The organism is Glaciecola sp. HTCC2999 (assembly GCF_000155775.1).
GTDB lineage: Bacteria > Pseudomonadota > Gammaproteobacteria > Enterobacterales > Alteromonadaceae > Opacimonas.
Window position 1 is genome coordinate 775,044 of sequence record NZ_DS989810.1, and the last position, 26,199, is coordinate 801,242.

The 26,199-nt window shown below is 41.4% G+C and carries 26 protein-coding genes; 17 read left to right on the plus strand and 9 right to left on the minus strand.

Going from position 1 to position 26,199, the window contains the following annotated elements; translation table 11 throughout:
* The first annotated feature begins 134 nt into the window (after positions 1-134).
* The 6 genes from G2999_RS03405 to G2999_RS03435 all read left to right on the plus strand — a co-directional run bounded on the left by G2999_RS03405 (position 135) and on the right by G2999_RS03435 (position 3,894).
* Positions 135-437: a hypothetical protein gene (locus tag G2999_RS03405; protein ID WP_010178737.1), complete on the plus strand. Its 303-nt coding sequence runs from the start codon at positions 135-137 to the stop codon at positions 435-437.
* Between the two features lie 9 nt (positions 438-446).
* A complete protein-coding gene (locus G2999_RS11725; protein ID WP_010178739.1) occupies positions 447-821 on the plus strand; it encodes a hypothetical protein in 375 nt (124 codons plus the stop codon).
* Between the two features lie 241 nt (positions 822-1,062).
* Positions 1,063-1,734 carry a recombinase family protein gene (locus G2999_RS03420; RefSeq protein ID WP_010178743.1) on the plus strand — a complete coding sequence of 224 codons (672 nt, stop codon included), beginning with the start codon at positions 1,063-1,065 and terminating at the stop codon, positions 1,732-1,734.
* Positions 1,735-1,794: 60 nt separating this feature from the next.
* Entirely contained in the window at positions 1,795-2,946 is a 1,152-nt protein-coding gene (locus tag G2999_RS03425; protein WP_010178745.1) for a site-specific integrase, read from the plus strand.
* Between the two features lie 407 nt (positions 2,947-3,353).
* Positions 3,354-3,623 (plus strand): hypothetical protein, encoded by a 270-nt coding sequence (locus tag G2999_RS03430; RefSeq protein WP_010178747.1) that lies wholly within the window; start codon positions 3,354-3,356, stop codon positions 3,621-3,623.
* Positions 3,616-3,894 carry a hypothetical protein gene (locus G2999_RS03435; RefSeq protein WP_010178749.1) on the plus strand — a complete coding sequence of 93 codons (279 nt, stop codon included), beginning with the start codon at positions 3,616-3,618 and terminating at the stop codon, positions 3,892-3,894. Before G2999_RS03430 ends, G2999_RS03435 begins: the two co-directional genes overlap by 8 nt.
* Positions 3,895-3,974: 80 nt before the next feature.
* Here G2999_RS03435 and cysM read toward each other — a convergent pair whose 3' ends face one another.
* Positions 3,975-4,856 (minus strand): cysteine synthase CysM, encoded by an 882-nt coding sequence (gene cysM / locus G2999_RS03440; protein ID WP_010178751.1) that lies wholly within the window; start codon positions 4,854-4,856, stop codon positions 3,975-3,977.
* A 167-nt stretch (positions 4,857-5,023) separates the two neighbouring features.
* On the opposite strand from cysM, the gene G2999_RS03445 reads away from it, so the two are divergent.
* Positions 5,024-5,314: a hypothetical protein gene (locus G2999_RS03445; protein WP_010178753.1), complete on the plus strand. Its 291-nt coding sequence runs from the start codon at positions 5,024-5,026 to the stop codon at positions 5,312-5,314.
* A gap of 146 nt (positions 5,315-5,460) precedes the next feature.
* Here G2999_RS03445 and G2999_RS11730 read toward each other — a convergent pair whose 3' ends face one another.
* The 4 genes from G2999_RS11730 to G2999_RS03465 all read right to left on the minus strand — a co-directional run bounded on the left by G2999_RS11730 (position 5,461) and on the right by G2999_RS03465 (position 9,386).
* Positions 5,461-6,192, minus strand: coding sequence for a DUF2202 domain-containing protein (locus tag G2999_RS11730; protein WP_010178755.1), 732 nt, complete (start codon positions 6,190-6,192; stop codon positions 5,461-5,463).
* A gap of 222 nt (positions 6,193-6,414) precedes the next feature.
* The gene (locus G2999_RS03455; protein WP_010178757.1) at positions 6,415-6,957 is read right to left on the minus strand and encodes a cytochrome b; all 543 of its coding nucleotides are present in this window, start codon (positions 6,955-6,957) and stop codon (positions 6,415-6,417) included.
* Positions 6,958-7,046: 89 nt separating this feature from the next.
* A complete protein-coding gene (locus tag G2999_RS03460) occupies positions 7,047-7,544 on the minus strand; it encodes a LuxR C-terminal-related transcriptional regulator (protein ID WP_010178758.1) in 498 nt (165 codons plus the stop codon).
* 51 nt (positions 7,545-7,595) lie between these two features.
* Positions 7,596-9,386 (minus strand): DUF5666 domain-containing protein, encoded by a 1,791-nt coding sequence (locus G2999_RS03465; protein WP_010178760.1) that lies wholly within the window; start codon positions 9,384-9,386, stop codon positions 7,596-7,598.
* A 313-nt stretch (positions 9,387-9,699) separates the two neighbouring features.
* Between G2999_RS03465 and G2999_RS03470 the strand changes: the two genes are divergently transcribed.
* The 8 genes from G2999_RS03470 to G2999_RS03500 all read left to right on the plus strand — a co-directional run bounded on the left by G2999_RS03470 (position 9,700) and on the right by G2999_RS03500 (position 18,942).
* Positions 9,700-12,420 carry a zinc-dependent metalloprotease gene (locus tag G2999_RS03470; protein ID WP_010178762.1) on the plus strand — a complete coding sequence of 907 codons (2,721 nt, stop codon included), beginning with the start codon at positions 9,700-9,702 and terminating at the stop codon, positions 12,418-12,420.
* 139 nt (positions 12,421-12,559) lie between these two features.
* On the plus strand, positions 12,560-14,026 hold the full coding sequence (locus G2999_RS11735) for a leucyl aminopeptidase (RefSeq protein WP_010178763.1): 1,467 nt from the start codon (positions 12,560-12,562) through the stop codon (positions 14,024-14,026).
* 94 nt (positions 14,027-14,120) lie between these two features.
* Positions 14,121-14,192: a pyrroloquinoline quinone precursor peptide PqqA gene (pqqA, locus tag G2999_RS12785; RefSeq protein WP_083781666.1), complete on the plus strand. Its 72-nt coding sequence runs from the start codon at positions 14,121-14,123 to the stop codon at positions 14,190-14,192.
* A 65-nt stretch (positions 14,193-14,257) separates the two neighbouring features.
* Positions 14,258-15,178, plus strand: coding sequence for a pyrroloquinoline quinone biosynthesis protein PqqB (gene pqqB / locus G2999_RS03480; RefSeq protein ID WP_010178765.1), 921 nt, complete (start codon positions 14,258-14,260; stop codon positions 15,176-15,178).
* Positions 15,179-15,187: 9 nt separating this feature from the next.
* Positions 15,188-15,946 carry a pyrroloquinoline-quinone synthase PqqC gene (pqqC, locus tag G2999_RS03485; protein WP_010178767.1) on the plus strand — a complete coding sequence of 253 codons (759 nt, stop codon included), beginning with the start codon at positions 15,188-15,190 and terminating at the stop codon, positions 15,944-15,946.
* Positions 15,946-16,209, plus strand: coding sequence for a pyrroloquinoline quinone biosynthesis peptide chaperone PqqD (gene pqqD, locus G2999_RS03490; protein ID WP_010178769.1), 264 nt, complete (start codon positions 15,946-15,948; stop codon positions 16,207-16,209). Before pqqC ends, pqqD begins: the two co-directional genes overlap by 1 nt.
* The gene (pqqE, locus tag G2999_RS03495) at positions 16,199-17,332 is read left to right on the plus strand and encodes a pyrroloquinoline quinone biosynthesis protein PqqE (protein ID WP_010178770.1); all 1,134 of its coding nucleotides are present in this window, start codon (positions 16,199-16,201) and stop codon (positions 17,330-17,332) included. Before pqqD ends, pqqE begins: the two co-directional genes overlap by 11 nt.
* Before the next feature lie 32 nt (positions 17,333-17,364).
* On the plus strand, positions 17,365-18,942 hold the full coding sequence (locus tag G2999_RS03500) for an insulinase family protein (RefSeq protein WP_010178772.1): 1,578 nt from the start codon (positions 17,365-17,367) through the stop codon (positions 18,940-18,942).
* A 63-nt stretch (positions 18,943-19,005) separates the two neighbouring features.
* On the opposite strand, the gene G2999_RS03505 is transcribed toward G2999_RS03500, so the two are convergent.
* A complete protein-coding gene (locus G2999_RS03505; RefSeq protein ID WP_010178774.1) occupies positions 19,006-19,686 on the minus strand; it encodes a pseudouridine synthase in 681 nt (226 codons plus the stop codon).
* A gap of 162 nt (positions 19,687-19,848) precedes the next feature.
* Between G2999_RS03505 and G2999_RS03510 the strand changes: the two genes are divergently transcribed.
* Positions 19,849-20,736, plus strand: a complete 888-nt coding sequence (locus G2999_RS03510; protein ID WP_010178776.1) for a homocysteine S-methyltransferase family protein — start codon at positions 19,849-19,851, stop codon at positions 20,734-20,736.
* 21 nt (positions 20,737-20,757) lie between these two features.
* Here G2999_RS03510 and rlmF read toward each other — a convergent pair whose 3' ends face one another.
* Positions 20,758-21,666, minus strand: a complete 909-nt coding sequence (gene rlmF / locus G2999_RS03515; protein ID WP_010178778.1) for a 23S rRNA (adenine(1618)-N(6))-methyltransferase RlmF — start codon at positions 21,664-21,666, stop codon at positions 20,758-20,760.
* A gap of 8 nt (positions 21,667-21,674) precedes the next feature.
* Positions 21,675-23,261 (minus strand): ABC-F family ATPase, encoded by a 1,587-nt coding sequence (locus G2999_RS03520; RefSeq protein ID WP_010178780.1) that lies wholly within the window; start codon positions 23,259-23,261, stop codon positions 21,675-21,677.
* 293 nt (positions 23,262-23,554) lie between these two features.
* Here G2999_RS03520 and G2999_RS03525 point away from each other — a divergent pair, with 293 nt between their 5' ends.
* Positions 23,555-25,231: an ABC transporter transmembrane domain-containing protein gene (locus tag G2999_RS03525; protein WP_010178782.1), complete on the plus strand. Its 1,677-nt coding sequence runs from the start codon at positions 23,555-23,557 to the stop codon at positions 25,229-25,231.
* A 44-nt stretch (positions 25,232-25,275) separates the two neighbouring features.
* Here G2999_RS03525 and G2999_RS03530 read toward each other — a convergent pair whose 3' ends face one another.
* Complete coding sequence (locus G2999_RS03530) at positions 25,276-26,160, minus strand: DMT family transporter (RefSeq protein ID WP_010178784.1); 885 nt, start codon at positions 26,158-26,160, stop codon at positions 25,276-25,278.
* Between the last annotated feature and the right edge of the window lie 39 nt (positions 26,161-26,199).

Genomic DNA, 26,199 nt, shown 5'->3' on the forward strand with positions numbered 1-26,199 from the left:
TAATTTAAGCGTCTGTAACTGATTAATTAAACCGAGAAAAAATCAGTATCTATATTGGAAGATGTCCTTCCACATTAGCCAGAGTCACGCACAGTGGCCCTATCTCAATATATTTACTTATCGGAAATACCATTATGTATATCACATCATTATGGCCAGAGCGTGCTGCTCTTGGTCTATCTAAACACGTCTATAAAGCGTTAATCAACAATCTTACCACACCCTTTGAGTCTCTCGAACAAGCACAATCCTTTTGGGATGAAGGCGCCTGTCAATTGATTCATATCAACCCTAGTGAACTATCGATGTTAGATGAGCTGCAATGGCTTTGTATGACTGAGCCCGATTTCATTGATGTATTAGCTGGCTATTCACTGCATTGTCGTATTACCAACGATATTGGTGGTGGTTTGTTTATTTTGATAAAGAACAATTAGGAGTGCCCCATGACAACTATCATTAAATCTGGGCAATGCTCAATGATTAATCGTCAATCAAAAGGCAAAATACACTATGACATTACGCTGAATCAATCCGGTGAACGCTTCATTCGCTTAACTAAAAGCACCGGAGGCGGCTTTCTTAGTCAAGACGATATCGCTGAAAGTGACATATCAGCTTGTTTAATGGCCATTAAAGGTAACAGTCACTTCAGCTCCACCGTATTTAATCCGTTGTTTAGAGGAAAAAGTGCCAATAATGCTGCTTTTTTAGCGGCAGTATTACGGGCTGAACATGTCATTTCAAAATCCAAAACGCATCTATACAAACACACCGTGTTAAACCTCGATGCGCTCGCTTTACTCAAACCAGTTAAATAACTGATTCTAAACCCACATTGTGCATATCACTAAATGTCCCTTTAGCGACAATGCACTTTTATCATATTCAAAGGAGACCCACGATGCTCTTGATAATATTGTCATTTATCATCTATCTAACTATTCAACACCCTCATGTGATGCTTACATTGTTACGCCTAAGCATAGGGATCATTACTGCCCTTATTGCCATAGTGACAAAGCTGTATTCACTGTATCAATCTGTAGCTAAGGAACGACGATGAAACACACTAATTATGTGGCCTATTACCGCGTGTCTACTTCAAAACAAGGTCAGACGGGATTAGGTATGCAAGCGCAACAACAAGCCATCACTGATTTTTTACATCATCATGGAGGTAAGCTGGTTGCTGAGTTTACTGAAGTAGGCTCTGGTAAAAAAGCAGACCGCCCTGAGTTTGAAAAAGCCGTCGATTATGCACACCTTGCCAATGCGGTGTTATTGGTAGCTAAACTCGATAGGCTCAGTAGAGACTTACACTTTATTACTGAGCTACAGAAAAAAGGTATACGTTTTAAACTCGCCGATTTTCCTGACATCGACCAGCTCACCATTCATATCTTAGCCGCAATGGCTCAACATGAAGCACAGATGATATCACAGCGAACCAAGGCGGCGCTTCGTGCAGCCAGAACTCGTGGTGTCACGCTAGGCAATCCACAACTTGATACCTATCGCAATCACAACCCTCAACTCGCGACCTTAGCTCGCACGACGGCACAACGTGAATGGCGACAAAAAATCATCAAAGTCATACACCACATCCAACAATTACAACCACAAATAACGTCTGTGGGCATAGCTAAAACACTAAACCAACGCGGTTTATCCAGCTATCGCAATAAGCCTTTCACCGGCTCCATTGTCTCTCGCTTGCTGCGTCAACAATAACTCAACCCGGCAGGTTTATCCTGCCTATATCGTTTTAATTCCCCTCTATTGGAGATACCTATGAAATATGAATATATAGACCAAGCCTTTATTGACAACCTACCTACCCCTACAGATAAAATCAAAGCAGAATACCGAGCGGATAACTTACCGAAAGGGTTTCGTATTGAAATACGCAACACCTCCAAAGGCATCGGTACTTATCGGTTTCGCACCAAAGATAAGGACCATCACCTTGGACGGACTAACACAATCTCACTTGAACAAGCCCTGCAACAAACAACACAACTTATCCCCTCAGCAGCTCCCCCCCATAACTCCCTTTTACCACCCATAGTTCAAACACCCCCTACCTGCGCGTTGACACTCAATGAATTTTGGGAGCAGTACTATTGGCCTCATATCAAAACCCGTTTGCGCACCTTTCGGAATATTGAATCCATGTGGCGATTACGCATCAAGCCCATATTCGGTAAGCAGCGTCTTGATGACATCAAAGTACTTGAATTGGAACGCTTTCAAACTAGCTTGATTGAAAAGCGCTTATCCGGCAGTCATGTCACTGGTCATATCAAACTGATTAGTCGTATGTTTACCCTTGCTATCCAGTGGGAGCTCATCACTAAAAACCCTTGTGACAAAGTAGAATACATGAAGTTTGATAATCAAAAAGAACGCTTTTTAAGTACCGAGGAGCAAAAGCGATTCATTGAAGTGTTGATGCTACACCCTCAGCGCCCTGTGAATTTACTCATGATATTTTTATTGGTCACAGGTGTGCGAAGTGGTGTTGCTAAGGCTTTGAAATGGTCTTGGATTAATATGGATAAACAAATCATTACTGTGCCACCTAGTATTGCTAAAAATAAGAAACAAAATACTATTTTTCTCAATACAACCGCAATGGATATTCTCAAACGGTTAGCTGGAACAGACCCAACATATGTGTTTATCAATCCAATGACACATTTGCCCTACAATGATTTTAAGAAATCGTTTAAAACTGCACTCAAAGCAGCACAGATTTCAGATTCTGTGAGGATCCATGATTTACGTCACACCTTTTGTAGTAACCTTGTGTCGAGTAATGTCTCACTCGCCAGTGTGCAGCAATTAGCAAATCACGCATGTTATTCAACGACATTACGATACGCCAAAGTGTCACAAGATACACTCAGACAAGCTTGTCAGATAGCAGCAATTGAAATTTGAAAGCTAACAGCCCCTCTATTTACTCATATCATATGGGTAGGTAGAGGGGCTTTTTTATTCTTTTTTTTTCGCTTTTCCGCTTCACACTTCTAGATATGTGGCATGGACTGGATGTATTTCCGTTAACGTTCCGATGGTTACAAGGCGGAAAAAACAACATGAAAGCCATAAGCCATTGATTATACTAGCAATATAGTACCATTCAGCTTAGCTCATAATCGGCAGGTCCCCTGTTCAAGTCAGGGTCGGGCCACCATTTTTTCTTCAAATTTTACCCTTCTTCTTCAGTAACACTCTGTCCTAAAAATCAAAATAGTCACCTAAACTCATCCATTGGACAGTTATATTCTATAATCAATAAACGATAAACTGATGTTGTTTTCATACAAACAAAGAGGAAATCATTTATGCAACAATTATCACAAAATGAGTATGCTTATATTAATGGCGGTTTTGGTTTACCTGGTGCTGGCTTTGGGGGCGCACTGGGAGGTTTGTCTTATCTGGGTAGTGCCGCTACATCGGGTAGTTTTTCATGGTCAGGTTTTGGTACAGCAGTAGTTGTCGGCGCAGCTTCTGGTGCTGTTGGGGGGCCGGTTGGGAGCGCAGTAATCAAATATAGTTTGAGTAAAGTCAGTTTCTATGGCGGGGCTGTCCAAGGACTTACTAATGAATAACCTTAATAGTCGCTTCCCCGCCGGAGGCCTATTTCTATTGCTGATTGCTTTAGGAATGCTACTTTATGAGTTAAATACTGAGTCATATGTACGCTCATTATGTCTAGCATTAGTGGCAGTTAACGGTATAAATTTACTCGTCTATCCTTTTACTCAGACTCTCCACATGTTGAGAAAACGATCTGAGTTAAATCAATGGCAAAAACGATGGTTATCATGGCAACTCGTCAGTCTATTGCTATTCGCGTTAATTATTGATTTTATTACATAATTTATTGGACTAAAGTTAGCCAACATAGCATTAGCCAATGCATAAAGGATAGTTGGCTAACATGATACAAAAACCTTTATTTATCCAGGAAAAATGCCTGTTGATAAATAACGGTCACCACGATCACATATAATTGTCACGACGACAGAGCCAGGGTTTGCCTCAGCGACTTTCAGTGCACCAACAACGGCACCACCTGCACTTGCACCACAAAAGATCCCCTCTTCTGCAGCCAGTCTGCGTGTCATATCTTCAGCTTCTGCTTGAGTAATATCGAGAATTTCATCAACCCTTTCCGGCTCATAAATCGAAGGTAAATAAGCTTCTGGCCAACGACGGATCCCCGCTATCTGACTTCCTTCTGATGGTTGTAAGCCGACAATTTGTACGTCTGGGTTTTGTGCTTTTAAATATTTTGATGTCCCCATGATCGTACCCGTAGTCCCCATGGCACTGACAAAATGCGTGACTTCACCATGCGTATCTCGCCATATTTCAGGTCCGGTACCAGAAAAGTGAGCTAAAGGGTTATTACTATTAGCAAATTGATTGAGTATTTTGCCCTCACCTCGTGCTTCCATATCGTGAGCCAAATCTCTGGCACCTTCCATACCATTATCTACGAGGATTAATTCTGCACCATAGGCTTTCATTGCTGCACGACGCTCAACAGAAAGGTTATCCGGCATAATCAAGCGCATCCGATACCCACGAATAGCTGCTACCATAGCCAGAGCGATACCTGTGTTTCCACTCGTCGCCTCAATCAGCGTGTCTCCAGGCATGATATGTCCAGCGCTTTCTGCTTCATTGATCATATATAACGCTGCTCGGTCTTTAACACTCGATGCAGGATTATGTCCTTCAAGTTTCACGAGAACTTGAGCTGACTCTGGCGCCAACCGCTGTAAGCGTACTAAGGGGGTATTACCGATGATTTGGTCAATAGTTGGATATGTCATAAGCCGTCAAATTATGTTAAAACTAGGCTTTCTATATTAAATGTGCAAATGTAAACTAACAACTGAAAATAATGATTTAATTCATCTATGTTATTTGCTTAAGTTATTACTTCATCATAGAATTTATTAAATCTTAAAAAAGTGTCACATGCCCACAGGAAATGAGAATGAAAATATATTTTAAAAACTTAACTAAGAAGAATTCTGTTTTTTGTTGGTTAGGTATTGGTACGATATTCTTACTTTTAATACCCGCTTTAGGGATGCTCATAAGCAGTGAAATTCAATGGCAAGTTATGGATTTCGTTGTCATGGGCGCTATGATTTTTGGCTTTAGCGCTATTTTTGTCTTGTTATCCAGGAGGGTCTCCTCCAACAATAGAGTTTATCTAGCCGTTTTAGTCTTATTTCTTTTCATAGCCTTATGGACTGAATTAGCTGTTGGTATATTTACCTAAAGATCGTATCGTTTTTCATGCTATTAATCATCTTATTAATATCATTAATTTGAATGCACCAGTAGCACACTAGTCTCTATAAACATCTTAAACATGTATGTGCCACTGGTGAGTATTGCTAAAAATAACCATTATTAAGCGAATGGTTAATTGCCATTTTCCATGGGTGAATTAATAATATCTGTAAACTCTTCTTCAGATATATACTGCGGAGTGTAAGTTCCACCTCGACTGATTAATTGACTATAAAAAGAGCGAAGGTGATTTCTTGAGCCTTTCGTTAGATTCTCATACACCATTTTGATATCTTCATTTTCGCTAAGTCTTTCTATTGCAGCATGTAAATCGGAAATATCCAGTTCTTCTATCATTACACCAACCACTAAAGCTTCATTTAAACTAGGTGTACCGGCTGAAACCAAGTCGTTATATAAATCTTGTAATGTAGGGTTGATAAAAACACCCATCGATGTAGAAATAGCGGGATCAGCAATGTCATAACGATTCAACAACACTCTAACAGCAGAAGTATGAGTCGCTTCACTTTCTGCCACATTAGTAAAAGCTTGAAGCCCGTGTAGATTTGCTAGCGCTTGATACACATCTCCAGCAAGTTTTTCTTCCTCTCTTATCCATACTAAATCGTCTACTTCATCTTGACTAATTGAGTCCATACTATAATTTAATAATTTCTGTTCAAGTGCATCAACATCAAAACCACTATTTCCTTTTTGATTACCCTTTGTGTTTGCAGCACTCATTGGGACAGTTGATTGGTTAGTATTGAGAGAGGCTCTGCCATTATTGTCATTATTGCATGCGGTTAAACTGCCAAATATGACAACAGCGGCGAATAAGTATCTTGGTAATTGCTTCATAAATATTTCACTCCAATTAGATATGCTTAACATATCTAATAAAACAGTACCTACAGTATCTTGGTACCTATTATATAATCATGTATAAGACATTAACTTGAGGCTTACTACGAAAATGAGCAGTCTCATTAAATACTTAGCAATTAATAAGCCATTTATTTACTAAAGGATAAGATAAGAGCTGTAATGAATATTTAGCAAAAGAATAATCAACTTTGAGCACTATTTTTTAAAGCGTATCGCATTAAGAAGGTCGACTTTATCCCACACAAGATGTTTGATATAACCGAGAACGTGTAATCCAGTGAAAAGAAATAACATTTTCACACCAAACTCGTGGATGTCTTCCAGGATTTCAAATTGTTCATGGTTACTGACAACACTTGGGATCACTGGCCAATCGATCATGCCTAAAAAAGAAATCGGTTGTAACCTAAGCTCAAAATTTGTCATTAACCATCCTGTGAAAGGAATTAAGAACATGACGGAATACAAGCCAAGTTTGGTAAATTTCGCTATGCGTTCGTCAAATTTCGAGAACAAGCTTGTATTGTGAGTCCTATGAGTGATTAAGGATGTTGATAGTCTGACAAAAAACAATAATAAAAGCGTAAAGCCAACTTGAGTATGCAACACAAAAATAGGAGAGCTGAGAGAGTCTTCCATAAACTCTCCAGTTAACAGCATAAGTAATAGAGTAATCGCCATCGACCAATGCAGAAAAATGATTAAAGTATGATGTTTTGTCACACGAGTAAGTTTCATTAGCATAATCCTAAAGATAAAAACTTAGTGTAGTTACTTACTCGAAAACGGCTATAGGGATAACCGCCTATTTGAACTAAATAATTGTTTTAATTACCAATTAATTCTTCAAAAAATAAGGCCGCAAGCTCATGCCTTCCTGTAACATTTGCTTTTTTATAAACAGATGATGCTTGATGACTAATCGTTTTTTCAGATTTTCCACGGACTTCCGCAATTTCAAAGTTACTTAAACCTTTGACTAACAATAATGCAACTTCTTTTTCTGTTTTCGTCAGTTCCCACTGCTCAAATTGTTCTGCAATGCTCTCGAAAAATTGTGTTTTTGTCTCTACGACTTTTTTAGATAAATTGTCATAATGGGTTTTACTTACTCTTAATTGTTGTGCAAGTAACTGCGCTTGTTTACTTCGTTTTTTAATGTCAAAAGCTAAAAAAACAAAAATAGCAGAAGACAAAATAATCAATATGATTTCTTGGATTAAGTGGTGGCTTTCTACTTGATTTGCAAAATCAACGTAAAGATCTCCTAACTTGAAGATAATAATAAGAATTAAAAGGAGCGCTATAATTTTGTCTCTATTCATATAAAAAAAGCCATATCGAAATATGGCTTATTTATAACATATTATTGTAAATCAATCATTATCTTCGGATTCAATTTCGGCTTCATAGGCATAGATATAATCACCATTAACCCAAGCTCCTTCAATTTCCAACCTAACACCAACTTGAAGTGCCGACATGAACTGTGTCACAGAAACGCGCCTATCGTTGATTTCTAATTCACTGTTGCTATCAATTTTGACAGCTTGGTTATTTAAAGTGAAACTGCTGTCATCAACAATACTTGTTACTTTACCCTCAAATTCGACATATCCATTATCATGTGAATTATCTGAGGTATGATTGTCATTGTCATTGTCAGAATCATTGTCAGAATCATTGTCATTGTTACTGCCATTAAGGCTTTGTTGTTCCAATTCAACTTTTTGCACGACAAATTCGCCGGTACTATCAAACGCCCCTTCTATTTCAATTTCATCATTACCTACAGAATCTGTAGCTGTTGTCAAAAAGGTCGTCAAATCAGTCACAACATCATTAATAATAAACCTCATTGATTCTGTTAAAGTCACATTCATACCGTTAAGGGTAATAGTCTGAGTCGCAGCGTCTACAGTAAAAACACGACTTTCCAGGTCCCATTCTTCGTTGTACTCATTTTCATCTTCACGTTCAATTCTCTGAATAAGATTATCTGATTGCGAATTTTTGACATAGGCCACTTCTACTAGATCGTTTACGCTTAATGATGCAAAGTTAAAATACTTATCATCATCGTCTTCTAAACGTGTAGTACTTACAAATGTATATACTTGACCATTTACCGTGATCGTTTGGTTGATTGAATCAATTGCTTCAATCGCCCCTTTAATTTTACCATCTGTATTTAAATGTCTATCTTTGGTTTCAATATAAATGACCAAATTTGTCGCTGGATCTAAATATATTTCAACAAAGTCTTGTACCTGAATATTGGTATTTCCTTCAATAACAACATCTGCTGCTAACTGATAAATCAGTCCATCAATTGTGATAGTGTTATTCACGCTATCAAATGCAGTAACAAGCCCCTCTTTTTCGACTCGAGCAATATCATCATTACTTAATTCTAGATAATAGCTTTCATCAATGATCTCCACTTCATTGGCTGTAAGCACACCATCGATTAAGACACCCTTTACTCTCACTTTTTGGCCATTTTCAATAATAGCGGTATTCGAAGATGCATAATTGACTGTGATATCAGACAACATAAATGTCTGTTGAGCGTCATCAAGATTACCTACAACTCCTGATGTATACTCAGAATTATCATTAACTAGGTCATCATCTAATTCTATGTATGTGGCAATGAATGTGCCATCGATATCAAAATACCCACTGACTTCAACACGGTCATCAACAGATAAAGACATTTCTGTTAATCCAATAAAATGGGTTAAATCATTATACTTAACGATAGTGCCTACTATGACTAACTGTTGGTTGTTCCGGTCAATTGCAGTAACTGCACCTTCAATATCATTATCATAAAGCACACTAGAAACACTATGCGTGTCATTTTCATCTGACTCTTGAACATTCATCGAAATTTTCATCCCAACTTTTAATTGCTCAATAGATTGTCCTGCTTGTCCGTTGATGGTGAATGACGTATTGTCTGTGGTAAACCGCTGACCATCGACATAAACACTTCCAAAACCAGTAACCACTCCAGTTTTAATCACTGTGCTTACAGTGGGACTTGTTGGTGCAGTACTAGGTGGTATAGGTGTAATGTTAGAGGAAGTATCACCACCTCCCCCACAAGCATAAAGTAACTGTGAACTTATAATTGCTAGAGTGATTTTATGAAATCGCATTATGTATCTCCTGTTTGATATGGGTCTAACTATATTCCTTATCACCAATAATCAACATAGGGTATAACACCTAAAAATAGAGAGTCCCTATTAAATAAAGGCTCTCAGTATATTTACCTAAATCTGATTACATCTATCACCTTACTCAAAAATAAATAAATCGATACACCCAATGGTAGTATCTAAAATGCATGCAACATTTCAAAGCGGATAAACTTTGTTACAAAGTTGTAAAAGTGATTTTATGGTAAACACTAGGTTTCCTATCGTCTTCAAATTACACTAGATCCAAATTATAATATGGAGCGATACTATGAAACCCTCATTTACCTTTTCCGCATTAACCCTTGCATTAAGTATGCACGTGGGTGTGGCTAACGCCAACGATGCGACTGAAATTTTCAATAGTGACATACTTTCCCAACCCGCTACAGCCCCCGTAATTAAAGACGAATCTAAAAAAGTAGCGACCACAGAAGACGTTACAGCAGATAAAGAGTCAAAAAATGACTCTGACAGTGATGAAAATAAAAAAGAAGAAAAAGAAAAAACGTTCGCTGATATTGTAGAAGGCATGGCTCACATGCCAGGTTATATGGATATTTATCAAGACGAAGATACTGGCGCGGCTAAGTTAGTGATTGAACCGTCCATGTTAAATACGCCTGTGCTGTATTTTGCACAAACCGTGAACGGAGTTGTAGATGCAGGTCATTTTGAAGGGGCTTATCGCAGTGAAAATCTGATTGAGTTTCGCCAATATTTTGATCGCCTAGATATCGTTAGAATAAATGATAATTTTTATTTTGATCCAGAAAACCCATTGAGCAAAGTGGCAAATGCAAATACCTCTGAAGCATTATTAATTTCTACCAAAATTGAGTTCGATGAGGAAGGTAAAATCGTTGTCGATTTAAGTGACGTCGTCATGAGTGAAGATTTACATAAAATCTCCCCTTACCCTTCGCGTGATCCTAAAGCAGATAAAAATCGCTTTAAACCCGGTAAATTATCTAAAACTAAAACGCGCTTGAATCGTGTCGATAATTTCCCTGAAAATACCCATATCGTCGTGGATTATGTCTATGAAAATCCAACCCCTCGTAACTTTGGTACCGGCGGCAGCGCTGACGCACGCTTCACCACAATTAGTTTGCAACACGCATTTGTAAAGTTACCAGAAAATAATTTTGAACCGCGTGTTGATGATGCGCGCGTGGGCTATTTTGGTACCTACAAAGATGATCAAACAGATCCTGGCACAACTCCTTATGTTGACTATATTAATCGCTGGCATTTAGAGAAAAAAGACCCCGATGCTGACGTGTCTGATCCTGTTGAACCGATTGTCTGGTGGATTGAAAACACCACCCCACTAGAGTGGCGTGAAACGATTAAAGAGGGTGTGTTAGCGTGGAATTCATCATTTGAAAAAGCCGGGATCAGTAATGCATTAGAAGTACGCATTCAACCAGATGATGCGGACTGGACAGCTGATGATGTACGCTATAACGTGTTACGTTGGACTAGCTCACCACGCCCTCGTTTTGGTGGATATGGGCCAAGTTTAGCGAATCCTATTGATGGGCAAATTATAGCTGCGGATATTATGCTTGAGTTCGTCTTTATGTCCAACCGTTGGTTATACGAAGGTATGTTCACTCAAGGTTCAATGCTAAACACAGAGGCAACATCAGAACATGATAGCCATGACATGCACTCTCATGAACTTTTAGGCAAAACCCTACGCTGCTCAAAGGGCTTTGACATACAAAGCGGTATGGTACTAGGTAATATGATTGGCGGCACCAATGTTGATATCTATGATTTAGATAAAAACGAAATACTTCGCCAAGGTTTATTGCATTTAACCTTGCATGAAGTCGGTCATACATTGGGTCTTAATCATAATATGAAAGCGTCACAACGTTTTTCTGCTACCGATGTCCATAACTCAACGTTAACTCAAGGTGCAATCACCGGTTCAGTCATGGATTATGCCCCGATTAACCTAGCACCGATAGGTGAGGCTCAAGGTGACTATTATGATTATGCGCCAGGTCCTTATGATGATTGGGCGATTAATTATGGATACTCTCAAGCACTCGATGATGCTGCAGCAGAGGCACAACGTTTAGAAGCAATTCTGCTGCGTTCGACCGAAGCTGGACTTGCTTTTGGTAATGATGCAGATGATATGCGTGCGGCAGGTCGTCATATTGACCCGCGTATCATGACAGGTGATATGTCATCAGATGCTGTGACTTATGCGAAGAACTATATCGAGCGCTTACATCATGAAGCGACTAAATTACAAGATAAAGTACTCCAACCGGGTGAAAGTCATCAAGATCTAGTCGTCGCTGCGAATGTTATTGCTGGTAGCATGGCGGTACAAACTCGAGTAATGTCTCGTTATATTGGTGGGATCCACATTAATCGCGCGGTTGTCGGTCAAGCAGGCTATGACCAACCATTTACGCCAGTGCCGCGTGAAACACAAGAGCAAGCCATGCAAGCACTGAGTAAGCATTTATTTGCGCCCAATGCGATTGATGATATCGAACCATTATTACCGTTTTTACAAAATCAACGTCGTGGTTTCTCACATTATGGCCGCAATGAAGACCCTAAACCGCATAACTTATTGTTAAATATGCAAAAACAGGTGCTTGATCATATATTACATAAAAATGTCTTGCAGCGTATTACTGATAGCACACGCTATGGTAATACGTATCCACTGAGCGAAGTAATGACTGATTTGACGGATGCTATTTTTGCTGATGATATGCGTAAAAATGTGAATTCATATCGCCAAAACTTACAGGTGGAATACATAGAGCGTCTTATCCGTATTGCTGGTTTAGAAAAAGCTAGCAGCTACGACAAAATTGCACAGGCCACCGCTCTATACAATTTAAAAGAACTGGAAGATAAACTTTCTACTAAGCGCGGAAACACAGCGACGAAAATTCATCGAACGTTCCTAAAAGATCGTCTGGCGCGGGCTTTTCATAAAAGTAAAAGTTAGTGTATCGACATGAACAATGAGCGACTCAAATGGGTCGCTTTTTATTTCACTGCAAGGAAATGCTATGTCATCTGTACATGCATTTCCTTTTTTGTGTAAAAGGTTTGTCTCACATCAATATTTTCAGTAGCATGACTTCATGAAAATACTTCCCCACCAACGCTATCAACCTCTTAAAAAGGCCAGTGTACTAGTCACTGCGGACACCCATTTAATTATGATCGTGTCTGAACAGTCGTTAACCTATGCCTTATCAGCATTTGAGACTAGCACTCAAGTCCATATTCAAAAGGTGTTGGACACCTTTACAGCCCCTTTTAAAACAGGCATGAATATTTCAATCGCCTGTCCAGTCGATACTGCACTGTTGTCATTAACACTTGTGTGTTTACCCGAAGATTTAGCCCAAGAACGGCTCTTTAATTTAATCAAAAATGTCACAAAAGATCTCAATATTCAGGCATCGAACACGGCCAGACTGGCTGATACGGTCAAACATGATGATGCTATCACGTTGAATTTTTTGACACATTTTATCCAATCATTTTATCAATTTGATGTATTTAAAACGACCAAACCTGACTTCAGCATGCCTCAAATCGAGTTTTATTCAGGTAGTGATATCATATGCTTGCAAGAAATTAACGCGTTAAATCATGGCATGTGGCTCACCAAAGACCTAGCTAATTTACCCGCAAATATTTGTACACCCGCTTATCTTGCTGACCATGCTCGCTTACTTGCTGAAAGATTTAATACCATCACAACAGACATATTTGATGCCGACGCTATATCACAACTGGGTATGGGAGCCTATACAGCAGTGGGTCGCGGCAGCGATAATCCGGCGCATATGTCTGTGATTCATTACCACGGCGGTGAAGGTGAGCCGATTGTGCTCATTGGTAAAGGAGTCACCTTTGACGCTGGTGGGATCACCTTGAAAAAAGCACCTGGGATGGGTCACATGACCTATGATATGTGCGGAGCCGCGACCATTGTCGGGATCATGCATATCATTGCTCAGTTACAGCTAAATATTAATGTCATTGGCATTGTCGCAGCCGTTGAAAACCTTCCCGATGGCGATGCTTATCGACCAGGTGATATTCTGACAACCCTATCAGGGCAAACGGTTGAAATCATGAGTACCGATGCCGAAGGACGGCTTATTATTGCCGATGTGATGACGTTTGCTCAGCGTTTTACACCAAGCGCGATGATTGATATTGCGACGTTAACCGGTGCGGCTATTCAAAGTTTAGGGCATGTAAGTAGTTTCATGGTCAGTAACCATGATGATTTAGTACAGCAGTTATTAGACGCCAGTGAAATAGCGTTTGATCGCACTTGGCAAATGCCCTTATGGGATGAATACCAAGAAGCGATTGATAGTCCCTTTGCCGATATGATGAATGCGGGGGTCAACTCCCCAGGCGCAATCACTGCAGGCTGTTTTTTATCCCGCTACACTGAGGATGTCCCTTGGGTACATTTAGATGTCGCCGGCACTGCATTTATGCATGGTACGGGAAATTCAGCAACAGGCAGGCCCTTGCCTTTATTATTGCAATATCTAAAAATGAATAGTAAACAGGGAACTTAGGACGAGATGATCCCCTCCTAAAGGAGGATGTTTTTTTAGATTCAAATCTGTACTATACTAATTGTTAATACAACGTAAATAACGGAGAAATACTATGTGGACTAAACCTCAGTACAACGAAATGCGTCTTGGCTTTGAAGTAACTTTATACATCAGCAATCGCTAAGCACCCATTTATTTTTTGTCAAAAGGTTGCCAACTGGCAGCCTTTTTTGTTCCTAGGTAAACACCATGTATATATTAATTTTGGGTTCAGGTGCAGGCGGTGGTGTACCACAGTGGAATTGTCATTGTGATAATTGTGCAGGCTGCCGAAATAAGACTTTACCCGTACGCGAACGCACACAATCGAGTATTGCTGTTTCAAGTAACCGTAAAGATTGGGTCTTAATTAATGCCTCTCCCGATATTCGCCAACAAATTAACCAGTCTCCCTTATTGTGGCCGGCCGATGGGCAACAACGGGGCACTGCGATTAAATCGATTATTTTAACCGATAGTCAAATCGACCATACCACTGGACTACTAACGTTACGTGAGGGATTACCATTACCTGTTTATTGCACGGATGTAGTCTATGAAGATTTAAGTACCGCTTTTCCTGTTTTTCCAATGCTTAAACATTGGCATGGAGGGCTACAACGCCGCGCGATTGGTACGACTCATGAACCAGGTTTTCAAGTGGAAGGCGTCGCTGGACTCACCTTTCATCCGGTTGTATTAGAATCGAATGCCCCGCCTTATTCGAAATATCGCGATAATATTGTGGATGGGAACAACATTGGTTTGCAGATTGTAGATAATGCCACCGGCAAAAGTGTGTTTTATGCCCCAGGTTGTGTACAAGCGAGTGACTTAGTCAAAAATATGCTCGAACAATCAAGTTGTGCCCTATTTGACGGTACCTTATGGCTCGATGATGAAATGATCCAAAAAGGCTTTAGTAACCGACTCGGTTCACAAATGGGTCACATGCCTGTGAATGGTCCTGATGGCACTGTCGCATTGTTACAAGAATACGATATCGAACGGAAAATTTTGATTCACATTAATAATACCAACCCTGTACTAGATGAGTCTTCTACTGCCAATGCCTATCTTCGCGATAATGGTATTGAATTGGCCTATGATGGCATGCAAATTACGATTTAAGGATATTCTATGACAAAGCAAGCACCTTGGTCTCGCGATGAATTTGAAGCAAAGCTCCGTGCTAAAGGCGAGTACTACCACATCTATCATCCGTTTCATGTAGCGATGAATAAAGGTGAATGTAGCCAAGAACAAATTCAAGGATGGGTCGCCAATCGCTTATTTTATCAGTTAGCGATCCCAGTAAAAGATGCAGGGATCATGGCAAATTGCTGGGATCTGCAAACCCGTCGCAAATGGATCCAGCGTATATTGGATCATGATGGAGACCCTGAAGATACTACTCTAGGCGGTATTGAAGCTTGGTTACGTCTAGGTGAAGCGGTGGGTTTACATCGTGAAGATATGCTCAATGAACGCTTTTTATTACCTGGTGTGAAGTTTGCCGTCGGGGCATATATTAACTTTACGCGTAAAGCTAGCTGGGAAGAAGCAGCCTGTTCGTCACTCACTGAGATGTTCGCACCTGAAATCCATCAAAGTCGCCTCGATACTTGGCCAACCCATTATAAATGGATTGATCCAGAAGGATTTTCCTATTTTCAAATGCGTTTAAATCAGGCACGTCGTGATGTACAGCACGGTTTAGAGATCACTTTAGATCATTTTGAAACGCGTAAACAACAAGAGCGTGCATTGAATATTCTGCAATTCAAACTTGATGTCTTATGGAGTATGGCTGATAGTATCAGCTTAGCATATGAGTTTAACCGCAAGCCTTTTGGTGCGGTAACTGACGAAAATATTTCTCACAAAGGCTTCATGTAATGGCAACTCCTAAACTTAATCCCTTATATAAATTTCAATTTGAAAAAGCGCAAGATGCGTTTGTGTTGTTATACCCTGAAGGAATGATCACCCTCAATGGCAGTGCCGGTGAAATCATGCAAATGGTAAATGGAGAGCGTGATGTTGATACCATTATCAGTGATTTAATCGCTAAATTTCCAGGAGCCGAGGGCATTGATAAAGATATTCACGAATTTTTAGATCATGCTCATGAAAAAAAATGGATAAAGTATGTCGACTAAACCTGTTTTAAAAGCGTATGTTAACAATCCATTATGGCTCCTTGCCGAGCTTACATATGATTGCCCATTACATTGTCCGTATTGTTCCAATCCTGTGCAAATGACTGAGCGCAAAGATGAGTGTGATACCGAAACGTGGAAAAAGGTACTTAGCGAAGCGCGTGAAATGGGCGCCGTACAACTCGGCTTTTCCGGTGGTGAACCATTACTGCGCAAAGATTTAGAAGTATTAGTGGCACATGCCAGTGAACTGGGTTTTTACACGAACTTAATCACCTCTGGCATTGGCTTAACTGAAAAGCGTATCAAGGGTTTAAAAGAGGCAGGACTTGACCATATTCAGCTCAGTTTCCAAGCTGCCAATGCCGATGAGAATGACTTGATTGGTAACAAACGCCACTCTTTTGAACAAAAGTTAGCTGTCGCTAAATTAGTTAAGCAATACGATTATCCGATGGTATTGAATTTTTGTTTAACCCGCCAAAACATAGATAAAATCGACGATGTACTCGCCCTAAGTTGTGAATTGGGAGGCGATTTCGTTGAGTTAGCCACAGTACAATATTATGGGTGGGCCTATTTAAATCGTGACCATCTACTGCCGACGAAAGCACAACTTGAGACCGCTGAAGCAACCGTGAATGCATTTAGAAACACTCAAGGTGATGATGAACCGAAGTTTATATTTGTCACACCTGATTATTATGAAACACGCCCAAAGGCTTGCATGAATGGTTGGGCGACCACTTTTTTAACCGTGACGCCCGATGGTTCTGCCCTGCCTTGTCATAGCGCTAAAATATTACCTCTGACGTTCCCGAATGTGAAAGAATCATCATTAGAGAAAATCTGGCATGAAGATTTTTCATTTAATAAATTTCGTGGACTGGATTGGCTTCCTTCGCCATGTCGCGATTGTGATGAAAAGGAAAAGGATTTTGGCGGCTGTCGCTGTCAGGCGTTTATGCTCACTGGTGATATGCATAAAACCGATCCGGTATGTGATAAATCCCCCGATCATCATTTGATCCAAGCGGCCATCGCCCAGTCCCAGCAGCCGACAGAAAACTTATTTTACCGCGATCCCAAAACTGAAATCCCTGTCCATTTAATTCAGGAATAAGCGCTTATGCTGCAACTCACTAAAGGGTCTCGATGAATATCCATATTGTTGAACAACCTGAGGTTGTAGTTGGGTGTGCAGCTGTCTTTACTTTGCCTTCCCCTGCTCTGGATCATTCTGGTATTGGTCACTTGGTCGAGCATTTAGTGTTTCGCACATCCGCTGTATTTCCAGAGCGTCATAATTTATTTGCGTTGACGAGTTTGACTCGATGTAAGATGAATGCCAGCACGACCGGAAATAAAAGCTATTACTTTGCTCAAGCAGATACTGCAGAAGACTTACTATTACTCATCGAATACTTGTATGCAGGCTTAATGACCCGCACTTATGCAGCGCGCGACATAGAACAAGAAAAGTCTGTGATCCAGCATGAACTGGCATTTTATGCTAAACATCCCGCTTATCAAAAACAGTCACAAATATGGCGAGGAGATCAGCATCCGGATGCCTATCAACACTGGGGTGGATTGCCAGATATACTAGCGCAGCTCACTGCAGATGATGTGTATGCCTATAAATCTCAATATTACCAAGATAGCGCCATTTCACTCATTGCTAGTGGCGTGACCGTTGAAGACATCCGTGCGGTGTTAAGTAAGGTGCAAACTAATATTAGCGTGGAGCATCAGCAAGCGCTTACGCATCCCAAGCAACCTGTTATTTATCAGCCTTACACCCGTAGCGATGATAAGCAGGGTTTGAATCAGCCGCGCATTTATTCATGGTGGCTACCGGCACAATATCAACGCTCAGTCCTCGCACAACTCCCGATTTGGCAAACTCAATGGCCCGAATTATATGTAGAAGAAGAACTGAATCATCGAGGTAAGTTTGCCATTCGCTATTTGTGTCAGGAGAAAGAGTCTCCGGAGAACGCATGTCAGGAGAGTGCTTGTCAGGAAAGTATATGTCACGAGGATGAGTGCGAGGCGCGTGCTCAAAAATTTGCAGGGTGGTTTGCAGGGCAAGTGGTTACGGATGAACCACAAATACCCACGATGACTCAATTTCCTGAGTGTATCCAAGCCTTATTAGCCAGTGGACTACCTGTGAACGATAAGTCTGTGACTGGCTCTTTACAATCAACCGCACCAAAACTCCATCATATTGATCAACAAGAACCAGCTAATATTAGCACCATACTCATTAGCCAATTAATCGGTGAGCCTCATATAAGCCATATAGCTCAATTACCCGAGCATCAGATGTTAAAAACATCGGCCATTGATACATCCAAGTCGTCAATGCTGAGTCATCAGGGCTCCCCCAGTATCATCCAACGTTTTACCGACACTGTGGATTGCGAATGTGGGTCATATCAACCTCGCACCATTACCCAATTATTAGATGATATGGGAGATAAGGAATTTCTCATCAGAGAAGATATGTGGGTGATAAAAATTAAAGATATCCCAAGTGAAACCATCACATCCTTGTGCCAATCATCTACTTTTTGGGCGCCGCGTGTCCAAGGACAGTTATATACGATGGGTGTCTTTGAGCAAGACGGACTTTATTACGTCTGGGGGGCTGGCGATCGTCATCCAGCAGATAACATGATGTATATACAAGCGTTAATCGATAATGCCAAAACCCGCTATCAGTAGATGCCAATAACCCTTGCCAATAACCCTTGCTAATAACTCTTGTTAACAATTATTGCTAAGAAATTAATGCTGATTATCATTCACCGAAATATACCGCCACTGCCCTACTTCTACATCTAAATTTATCTCCCCAATGGCCTCACGGTGCAAAGCCTTAACGCGATTCCCCACAGCGGCAAACATACGTTTAACTTGGTGAAATTTACCTTGGGTGATGGTGAGTAATACTTCATTGGCTCCAACAACGTCGATAGCAGCAGGTAATGTCGGCGCAGATTCACCTTGTAATAAGACGCCTTTTTCCAAGCGCATGATCATGTCATCGGAAATAGGCTTTGCTAAGCAAACCCGATAAACCTTAGGACAATGATTGTCAGGATGAGTTAAACGATAGGACCAACTACCATCATCCGTTATCAATACTAATCCTGTCGTATCAGCATCTAGACGACCGGCAATGTGCAATTCATGCTGATGAGGTATATCGACTAAGTTGAAGACACTCGGATAATGCTCATCAATATTGGAACAGATCATATTAGGAGGTTTATTCAGCATAATGTAACGAAAGGGGCGACACTCTAAACGTGTATCGAGCCAGTGTACCGTATTGTTTTTATGTACTTGATAACTAGGGTCATCAGTCACGGAATCATTGACGGAGATTTCCCCTCGCGCAATCACCTCCAGCACTTGGGCCGCAGTTAATACGGTACTTTTACTCACATATTTATCGAGTCGCATCCAAATACTTACCATATCTTTTTTCGAGCATTAGGCAGGCTAATGCGAGGTTTTTTTGTATGTTGAACTCATCAACATCACCATCCCAATACATTAACACTGTCGAGCTACAATTTTCCATGTAAAATAATACGCAATTAAGTATCTTTAGCTGTGAGTATAATGATGACAATTACCCTTCTCGATGGTGGCATGGGCCAAGAGCTTTTAGCACGCAGTCAACGCGAAGTCACCACCATGTGGTCTGCCGATATTATGTTACATGAGCCTGAATTAGTCAGGGATCTGCATCTGGATTTCATCAATGCCGGCGCACAAGTGATCACCTTAAATACTTATACCGCTACACCGCAACGATTAGCCAAAAATAATGCATTAGCGCAATTATCATCTTTACATCAAAGCGCCATCGACGCGGCAAAAGCCGCTATCGCATTATCAAACAAACCCGAGACTAAAATAGCAGGTTGTTTACCGCCACTAGTGGCCAGTTATCATCCCAGTGAATCACCGGATTTTGAGACATCATTAGCCACCTATCGCGAGCTAGTAGCACTTCAAGCCTCCGGCTGCGATCTGTTTATTTGTGAAACAATGTCATCCATAGCAGAGGCAAAAGCAGCCTGTACTGCAGCCGCAGAATCAGGCTTACCTGTGTGGCTGGCGTTTTCTGTCTGTGATGATACGCCTGAGAAATTACGCGGAGGAGAGTCCATTGTCGATGCCCTTGATGCACTAGTGCCTGAATTTACCAATACTGTGTTGTTGAACTGTAGTCGCCCTGAATCCATTGCCCAAGCCTTACCTTCAGTACTCGCTAAAACCGAACAAGTAGGCGTCTATGCCAATGGATTTACATCGGTGGATTCGCTCTATCCAGGCACCACCGTCAAAAATCTACAAGCAAGGCATGACTTGTCACCTGAAAATTATGCACAACATGCTCTGTATTGGGCACAGCAAGGAGTGAGTATAATTGGTGGGTGTTGTGAAATTAGTCCTGCACATATTCAAGTATTAGCTCAAACACTCTCTTCTTCTCAAGGATGAAATGAAGCCTTACAGATACGATTAAAAACGCCAAGCGATAAAACGACTCAACTTAGCACCTTGAGTCATTTCGACGACACGGCAGTCTTTAATATTGAGTGTGTTAGCATGTTTCACTAAACTATCAACATGCTGTTTTTTAGAAATCAATGAAGTAAACCAGCCAACTTGCTGCGCAAACTCAACGCTCTCATTAAGCATCTTTTTGACAAACCGCCACTCCCCACCATCACACCATAACTCATTATGTTGACCGCCAAAGTTGAGTGATTGACGGTTATTCGCAGTGGATTCTTTACCACGTCGTTTGTGTTTGTGCCTCGCTAGATTTTTATTTTTCTTCACACTACCCGACATTGCTGCCTCAGCAGATTCATGAAACGGCGGGTTACACATAGTAAACGCAAAGGTTTCTTGGGGATGGATAATGCCACTGAATATTTGTTCAGGAGACGTTTGATGACGTACAGTCACGTTGTTTTTTAAGTTTGGATTAGACTGGGCAATGAGGGTCGCGTTCTTAAAAGACGGCGCATGAATATCGCTCCCCACCATCTGCCAGTCATAGCTTCGATTTGCCACTATCGGGTAAATTAAGTTCGCACCAGTACCAATATCTAAGCCTTTTATCGATTGACCAGTGGGGATCTCACCAGCATTATCTTCGGCTAATAAATCAGCAATAAAATGCACATAATCAGCACGTCCAGGCACGGCAGGACATAAGTACCCTTCAGGGATATCCCACTGCCGCACCCCATAATGATGCGCTAAAAGAGACGCATTTAACGCTTTAACCGCTTTTGGCTGAGCAAAATCAATGGTCAACTTACCCACTGGATTAGGCGCCATAAATGCCTTAAGCGGGGGGTAAACTGCCGCTAACTGAACAAAGTCATAACCATTAAGGTGAAGATTACGTAAGTGCATCTATTCAGCTAGCTTTTATGGCTCATGTACTCATCAAACGACCCTTGGAAATAATGCAATTTCTGATCGGCAATTTCAATGATACTATCTGCAATAGAGGAAACAAATTCACGGTCATGACTGACAAAAATTAAGGTGCCATCAAAGGCCGAAAGTGCTTTATTCAATGATTCAATGGCTTCCATATCCATGTGGTTAGTCGGCTCATCCATGATCAAGACGTTGATTTCTTGCATCATTAACTTACCAAACATCAAGCGGTTCTTCTCTCCACCGGAACACACAGAGACTTTCTTATTCACCTCATCCGAGGTAAACAATAAACGCCCTAAAATACTACGGACAAATAAATCATCTTGACCTTTGGTGCGCCACTGGGATAACCATTCAAATAAGGTCATATCATTGGCAAAATCAGCCGAGTTATCTTGAGGACAGTAGCCAATAGACGCATTTTCTGACCATTTAATCACACCGCTATTGGCTTTCAACTCATTCACTAAACAGCGTAAAAACGTCGTTTTGCCCGCACCGTTCTCACCAATGACCGCAAGTTTCGCGCCAGCCTCTAATAAGATTTCTCCACCCGTAAATAACGTGCCTTCCTCAAAGCCATGGGAAACATGGGCTAACTCTAATGCTTGGCGATGCAATTTTTTATGCTGCTTGTATTGGATAAATGGGAAACGACGTGATGATGGTACCACTTCTTCTAGCTCAATCTTTTCCATGCGTCGGGCACGTGAAGTTGCTTGTTTTGCTTTTGACGCATTGGCAGAAAATCGGGCAACGAAGGCTTTAAGCTCATCAATCTCGGCCGATTTTTTCGCATTTTCAGTCAATAGTTGTTCTTGGACCAATGCCGCAGCCGCCATATATTCTTCATAATTGCCTGGGTAGATACGCAACTCACCGTAATCAATGTCCGCCATATGCGTGCAGACTTTATTCAAGAAATGACGATCGTGCGAGATAATGATCATGGTACATTTACGCTGATTCAACACATCCGCTAACCAATTGATAGTATAAATATCCAAGTTATTGGTTGGCTCGTCGAGTAGTAAAATATCAGGGTTAGCAAACAAGGCCTGCACTAATAACACGCGCAGTTTCACGCCAGGAGGCAGTTGTGACATCAAGCCCCAATGACTGGCTTCATCGATGCCAGCCTCGATTAATAACTCACCGGCTCGACTCTCTGCGGTATAACCATCTAATTCAGCAAATTCTGTTTCTAAATCAGCGACTTTCATGCCGTCTTCTTCACTCATTTCAGGTAACGAGTAAATACGGTCACGCTCTTGTTTGATTTCCCATAACTGAGTATCACCCATAATGACCGCGTCAATAACCGAATATTCTTCAAATGCGTATTGGTTTTGACTCAGCACACCAATCCGTTCACCTTGGTCAATCGACACATTACCCGCTGATGGCGCAAGATCACCACTTAAGATCTTCATAAATGTCGACTTACCGCAACCATTGGCGCCGATAAGTCCGTAGCGGTTGCCATTACCAAATTTGGCGGAGATATTTTCAAATAATGGCTTAGCGCCAAATTGCATGGTGATATTTGCTGTTGTAATCAAAACGAAGGACCTCTAAATTTAAGGCGCGTATTATACACGAAAACAAATGTAATTACCTGACTTTAGCTAAAGTGTGCATTGTCCTGACCGCGGCATATGCTAAATTATTGTTCCCTTTATATTATTGTTTTGTGACGCTGTGCTAACATACTGATATTCATCTGTTTATCGAGTGCACTATCTTGTCAGATCCCTTATCAGCTGCCGTTTCACCATCCAATGCTTCTTCCGCTACGATCATTAAATGGCTAGGTACGTTCTTACGTCCTTATTTAACCAAGGTGGGCATAGCGATGGTCGCATTATTCGTCAGTGCCGCCAGTTGGCTTATTTTGGGACAAGGGATCAAAATCGTCATTGACCAAGGGTTTGTTGCCAATGATATATCGATGCTAAATACCGCATTAGCTGCCGTATTAGGAATTGCTGCTGTAGGTTGTGTGGCTACTTACTTTCGGTTTTATTATATGATCTGGTTAGGTGAACGCGTCAGCGCCGATATTCGTAAAACCCTCTATGACCATATGCTCAAACTGGGATTAGATTTTTATGCTGAAAATCGAACCGGTGAAGTAATATCGCGTTTTACCAGTGACACGAGCGTACTGCAAAGTGTCATCGGGACAGGCTTATCAATGGCGATCCGTTCGACGGTTACCTTTATTGGCGCATTAGTCCTAATGCTATTTACCTCAATACAGCTAACGCTATTAGTCTTGCTTGCGGTACCTGTAGTACTGTTGCCCATCAAATTATTAGGCAAAAAAGTACGCCACTACGCCCAAGACTCCCAAGATAAAGTCGCGCAAATGAGTGCGCACATTGACCAATCTGTGCATGAAATTCATACCGTACAATCTTATAACCGTGAAGCAGCAGACCGTGATCATCTCTTTGCAAAAGTCGAAGAAGTCATGGTTGCGGCAGAATCTCGCATCCATTTTCGCGCACTGCTGGTAATTTGTATTATGGCAATCAGCATTGGTGCAATTGTGTTTGTGGCTTGGATTGGCGCAAATGATGTGATCAGGGGCGATTTATCGGTGGGCAGTTTTACTGCATTTATCTTTTATGCGGTCATGGCGGGAGGTGCGGTGGCCACAATCAGCGAAGTGATTGGTGAGATCCAAAAAGCCATTGGCGCTTCGGCACGTATCCGTGAGCTACTTAACACCCTCCCGAACCAGACAAAAACGCGATTATCTACATCTACAGTATTATCAACGGCCCAAAGCGGGACACCCATCACCTTCGACCAGGTGAGTTTCGCCTACCCCAGTGCCTTAAACCATCCCGTATTACAAGAGATTGAACTGACGATACATTCAGGTCAAAAGGTCGCAGTAGTGGGTCCTAGTGGGGCCGGTAAATCGACATTATTTCAACTACTATTAGATTTTTATCAGCCTCAGCAAGGCACAATTCAATTATGGGAACAGCCCATGCAAAATGTCTCTAGTGAATGGATCCGTGAACAGTTTGCCCTTGTACCTCAAGACGCAGTGATATTCGCCTCAAGCGTCGTGGATAATATTGCTTTTGGGCGCACTGACGCCAGTTTAAGCGATGTTATTGAAGCCGCTCAGCTGGCACAAGCACATGAATTTATTAGTCAGTTACCACAAGGGTATGACACCCAGCTTGGTGAGCGCGGTGTGAAATTATCAGGGGGACAAAAACAGCGAATTGCGATTGCTCGAGCGATATTAGCTAACCGCCCTATTTTATTACTTGATGAAGCAACAAGTGCGCTTGATGCTGCCAGTGAATTGGCCGTCAAACAAGCATTAGAGGCGTTAATGGAAAACAAAACGACCCTCATCATTGCCCATCGTTTATCCACCGTAGTCAATGCAGATATGATTGTTGTATTAGATGAAGGCAAAATCATTTCTCAAGGCACCCACACTGAGTTATTAGATAGCTGTGAAGTATATCAAGAGCTAGCAACAATTCAGTTATTAGACTGAGCCGATATTAGTCTAGGCTATTATGAGGCTAAGCTGTTATTAGCCTAGCGCTGGGCGCGGTTAATCACCATGTAAATCCCGCCCAAAATAGCGCCAGAAGCGATGACCATTGGCACTGATAGCGCTTCGCCTAATAAACTCACTCCGAATAAAGTCGTGATCACAGGTACACTCAACTGCACCGAAGCGCTTGTGGTAGTGGGGTGATATGGTAATACGGCATACCAGATGGCATACCCTACACCTGAGGCAATGACACCTGATAGGATGGCTAGAATCATCCCGCTGAGATCCCATACTAAATATGACATACTCAACATCAGCAACATGACACTCATCATCCCCGCTCGTATAAAATTACCACTGGTAACTAAGCTAGGATCACCTGCCGTTTTGCCCATTATAGAATAAGCTCCCCACGCAACACCGGCTAACATCATTAATCCCCCGCCTAACAGATCAGGCGCAGTCGCACTTGGCAAAAATAATATTCCTAGTCCAATGAGTGCCATCGTAAACCCGATTACCTGCCACACATTCAAACGCTGACCTTTAAATATACTGTATAAGATCATCGTAAATTGCACACTGCCAAAGAGAATCAGTGCGCCCGTTGCCGCACTTAATGAGATATAGGCAAATGAGAAACAAGCTGCATACATAAATAACGCCAACGCACCTAACCAACTGCCAGACAATCTGGAAAACCCTTGAGCGGTGGGTGATGTGCTGTCAGGATATTGAATGAATTTAGGCTTAATCACCAGTGTTAACAGCGCTAAAAATAATGCCCCACTCACTAAACGTATCGTCGTAAAACTCGCCGGGTCGATGTCCGTATCGACAAGTGCCCAGCGGCACAACACCGAATTCCCAGCAAATGCACACATGGCGATGAGTGTGTAGATCCATTTTTGTAATGATGACATGATATGACCTAATTAATGAAGGTTAATACTCCAACGGTA

Excerpts from the sequence above, each read along its gene's own strand:
- G2999_RS03500 (WP_010178772.1), top strand. The coding sequence starts at position 17,365 with ATGAATATCCATATTGTTGAACAACCTGAGGTTGTAGTTGGGTGTGCA.
- G2999_RS03445 (WP_010178753.1), top strand. The coding sequence starts at position 5,024 with ATGAAAATATATTTTAAAAACTTAACTAAGAAGAATTCTGTTTTTTGT.
- pqqB (WP_010178765.1), top strand. The coding sequence starts at position 14,258 with ATGTATATATTAATTTTGGGTTCAGGTGCAGGCGGTGGTGTACCACAG.
- G2999_RS11725 (WP_010178739.1), top strand. The coding sequence starts at position 447 with ATGACAACTATCATTAAATCTGGGCAATGCTCAATGATTAATCGTCAA.
- G2999_RS03460 (WP_010178758.1), bottom strand. The coding sequence starts at position 7,544 with ATGAATAGAGACAAAATTATAGCGCTCCTTTTAATTCTTATTATTATC.
- G2999_RS03525 (WP_010178782.1), top strand. The coding sequence starts at position 23,555 with ATGGTCGCATTATTCGTCAGTGCCGCCAGTTGGCTTATTTTGGGACAA.
- pqqC (WP_010178767.1), top strand. The coding sequence starts at position 15,188 with ATGACAAAGCAAGCACCTTGGTCTCGCGATGAATTTGAAGCAAAGCTC.
- G2999_RS03455 (WP_010178757.1), bottom strand. The coding sequence starts at position 6,957 with ATGAAACTTACTCGTGTGACAAAACATCATACTTTAATCATTTTTCTG.
- G2999_RS11735 (WP_010178763.1), top strand. The coding sequence starts at position 12,560 with ATGAAAATACTTCCCCACCAACGCTATCAACCTCTTAAAAAGGCCAGT.
- G2999_RS03425 (WP_010178745.1), top strand. The coding sequence starts at position 1,795 with ATGAAATATGAATATATAGACCAAGCCTTTATTGACAACCTACCTACC.
- pqqE (WP_010178770.1), top strand. The coding sequence starts at position 16,199 with ATGTCGACTAAACCTGTTTTAAAAGCGTATGTTAACAATCCATTATGG.
- cysM (WP_010178751.1), bottom strand. The coding sequence starts at position 4,856 with ATGACATATCCAACTATTGACCAAATCATCGGTAATACCCCCTTAGTA.
- G2999_RS03465 (WP_010178760.1), bottom strand. The coding sequence starts at position 9,386 with ATGCGATTTCATAAAATCACTCTAGCAATTATAAGTTCACAGTTACTT.
- G2999_RS03430 (WP_010178747.1), top strand. The coding sequence starts at position 3,354 with ATGCAACAATTATCACAAAATGAGTATGCTTATATTAATGGCGGTTTT.
- G2999_RS03435 (WP_010178749.1), top strand. The coding sequence starts at position 3,616 with ATGAATAACCTTAATAGTCGCTTCCCCGCCGGAGGCCTATTTCTATTG.
- G2999_RS03470 (WP_010178762.1), top strand. The coding sequence starts at position 9,700 with ATGAAACCCTCATTTACCTTTTCCGCATTAACCCTTGCATTAAGTATG.
- rlmF (WP_010178778.1), bottom strand. The coding sequence starts at position 21,666 with ATGCACTTACGTAATCTTCACCTTAATGGTTATGACTTTGTTCAGTTA.
- G2999_RS03420 (WP_010178743.1), top strand. The coding sequence starts at position 1,063 with ATGAAACACACTAATTATGTGGCCTATTACCGCGTGTCTACTTCAAAA.
- G2999_RS11730 (WP_010178755.1), bottom strand. The coding sequence starts at position 6,192 with ATGAAGCAATTACCAAGATACTTATTCGCCGCTGTTGTCATATTTGGC.
- G2999_RS03510 (WP_010178776.1), top strand. The coding sequence starts at position 19,849 with ATGATGACAATTACCCTTCTCGATGGTGGCATGGGCCAAGAGCTTTTA.
- pqqD (WP_010178769.1), top strand. The coding sequence starts at position 15,946 with ATGGCAACTCCTAAACTTAATCCCTTATATAAATTTCAATTTGAAAAA.
- G2999_RS03530 (WP_010178784.1), bottom strand. The coding sequence starts at position 26,160 with ATGTCATCATTACAAAAATGGATCTACACACTCATCGCCATGTGTGCA.
- G2999_RS03505 (WP_010178774.1), bottom strand. The coding sequence starts at position 19,686 with ATGCGACTCGATAAATATGTGAGTAAAAGTACCGTATTAACTGCGGCC.
- G2999_RS03405 (WP_010178737.1), top strand. The coding sequence starts at position 135 with ATGTATATCACATCATTATGGCCAGAGCGTGCTGCTCTTGGTCTATCT.